Raw genomic sequence first — 2,336 nt, forward strand, 5'->3', positions numbered from 1 at the left:
CGCTGCTGGCCTGGGTGCTGGCGGCCGCCCTGGTCGCCGGGCTGGCCCTGGTCGCGACGCAGCTCTACGCCCAGTACGGCGACCCGGCGTACGACGCCGAGGTGATCACCTACACCGACGTCACCGACACCGGGGTGCGGGTGGACTTCCGGGTCACCCTGCCCAAGGGCGGCTCCGCGGTGTGCGTGCTGCGGGCTCGCTCCCACGACGGCGCCGAGGTGGGTCGGGACGAGGTCGCGGTGAGTGCGCGGCCCGGTGCGCGACACGCCACCGTCCAGCACCGGATCGCCACCACCGCGCGGCCCTTCATCGGCGAGGTCGTCCGCTGCCGGCCCGCCGGCTGACCCCCGCCGACCGGTGCGTACCCGGGACCGCCGGTTCGGGTGCCGGTGCCCGGGGTGATCGACGACACCCGCGGGTGTGCCGCACTGGTAACTTGGTAACTCACCTGTCAGCCAGTTCCGCACTACCGAGGAGTACGCCTGTGTCCACCAACGAGGCGCCCGCCACCTGGCTGTCCCAGGACGCGTACGACCGCCTGCAGGCCGAGCTCGACCAGTACATCGCCAACCGGCCGGTCATCGCCGCCGAGATCAACGCCCGGCGCGAGGAGGGCGACCTGCGGGAGAACGGTGGCTACCACGCCGCCCGCGAGGAGCAGGGCAAGGCCGAGGGGCGCATCCTCTACCTCAAGGAGCTGCTGCGCACCGCCAAGGTCGGCGAGGCGCCGACCGCCGACTCGGTGTCGCCCGGCATGGTCGTGACGATCTACTTCGACGACGACCAGGACGACACCGAGACGTTCCTGCTCGGCTCGCGGGAGATCGCCTCCACCACCGACCTGACGGTCTACAGCCCGGAGTCGGCGCTCGGCAAGGCGATCCTGGGCGGTCGCCCCGGCCAGACCTGCACCTACACGGCGCCGAGCGGCGCCGACATCAAGGTGACCGTGGTCAGCTTCGAGCCGTTCTCCGGCTGAGTCCGGCCCCGCCGGGTCCGCGGACCCGGCGGTTCCCCATCGCGTACGCCCCGAGGCGTGGCACCGTCGCCGGTGTCACGCCTCGGCCGCGAAGACCACCTGGTAGCCGCTGGCCCGCAGGGCGCTGATCAGCGTGTCGGAGTGCTCGACGCCCCGGGTCTCCACCGACAGCGCCACCTCCACCTCGCCGAGGCGCAGGTGCGGGTTGGCCCGCTGGTGCTCCACGTCGACCACGTTCGCCCGGTGCTCGGCGATCTCGGTGAGCAGCGAGGCGAGCTGACCGGGCCGGTCCGAGCAGCGCACCGTCACCCGCAGGTAGCGTCCGGCCGCGGCCAGGCCGTGCTCGATCACCCGCATCATCAGCAGCGGGTCGATGTTGCCGCCGGAGAGCACCGCGACCACTGGCGCCTCCACCTCGACGACCCCGGCCAGCAGCGCGGCCACGCCCACCGCGCCGGCCGGCTCGACCACCTGCTTGCCGCGCTCCAGCAGCATCAGCAACGCCCGGGAGATGTCCTCCTCGGAGACCGTGACGATCTCGTCGACCAGCTTGCGGACGTGGGTGAAGGTGATCTCCCCCGGCCGGCCGACCGCGATCCCGTCGGCGATGGTGGCGAAGGACGGCAGGCGTACCGGCTCGCCGGCGATCAGTGAGGGCGGGAAGGCCGCCGCGCTGGCCGCCTGCACCCCGACCACCCGTACGTCAGGGCGCAGCGCCTTGGCCGCCACCGCGATGCCCGAGATCAGGCCACCGCCGCCGACCCCGGTGATGATCGTCTTCACGTCGGGGCACTGTTCGAGGATCTCCAGCGCCACGGTGCCCTGACCGGCGATCACGTCGGGATGGTCGAACGGGTGGATCAGCACCGCGCCGGTCCGCTCGGCGTAGGTCTGCGCCGCCACCAGGGACTCGTCGACGGTGTTGCCGACCAGTTCGATCTGCGCGCCGTACCCCTTGGTGGCGGCCACCTTCGGCAGCGGCGCGTTCACCGGCATGAACACGGTGGCGTGGGCGCCCAACAGGCCTGCGGCGAGGGCGACGCCCTGGGCGTGGTTGCCGGCGCTGGCCGCGACCACGCCCCGGGCGCGCTCCTCCTCGCTCAGCCGGGAGATCCGCACGTACGCGCCGCGCACCTTGTACGACCCGGCGCGCTGCACGTTCTCGCACTTCAGCCACGCCGGACCGCCCAACTTGGCGCTCAGCGGCCGGGAGGGCTCCAGCGGGGTGGTGCGGGTGACGCCGGCGAGCAGTTCCCGCGCGGCCCGTACGTCGGCGAGACCGACCAGTTCCGTCATGCCCCGATCGTGCCACCGCCACCGGGGGAACCTGCGGCGACGCCGGGGGCGTGTCGGCCGA

Annotated in this window: 3 protein-coding genes; 2 read left to right on the forward strand and 1 reads right to left on the reverse strand. The window is 73.1% G+C overall.

Annotated elements, in window-relative coordinates; all coding sequences use genetic code 11:
• Positions 1-2 precede the first annotated feature (2 nt).
• Positions 3-344 (forward strand): DUF4307 domain-containing protein, encoded by a 342-nt coding sequence (locus tag JNW89_RS35050; protein ID WP_238452289.1) that lies wholly within the window; start codon positions 3-5, stop codon positions 342-344.
• 140 nt (positions 345-484) lie between these two features.
• Positions 485-979, forward strand: coding sequence for a transcription elongation factor GreA (gene greA, locus JNW89_RS35055; protein ID WP_238452290.1), 495 nt, complete (start codon positions 485-487; stop codon positions 977-979).
• Positions 980-1,054: 75 nt separating this feature from the next.
• On the opposite strand, the gene ilvA is transcribed toward greA, so the two are convergent.
• A complete protein-coding gene (gene ilvA / locus JNW89_RS35060; protein ID WP_238452291.1) occupies positions 1,055-2,275 on the reverse strand; it encodes a threonine ammonia-lyase in 1,221 nt (406 codons plus the stop codon).
• Between the last annotated feature and the right edge of the window lie 61 nt (positions 2,276-2,336).

This window comes from Micromonospora sp. 4G55, assembly GCF_016803375.1.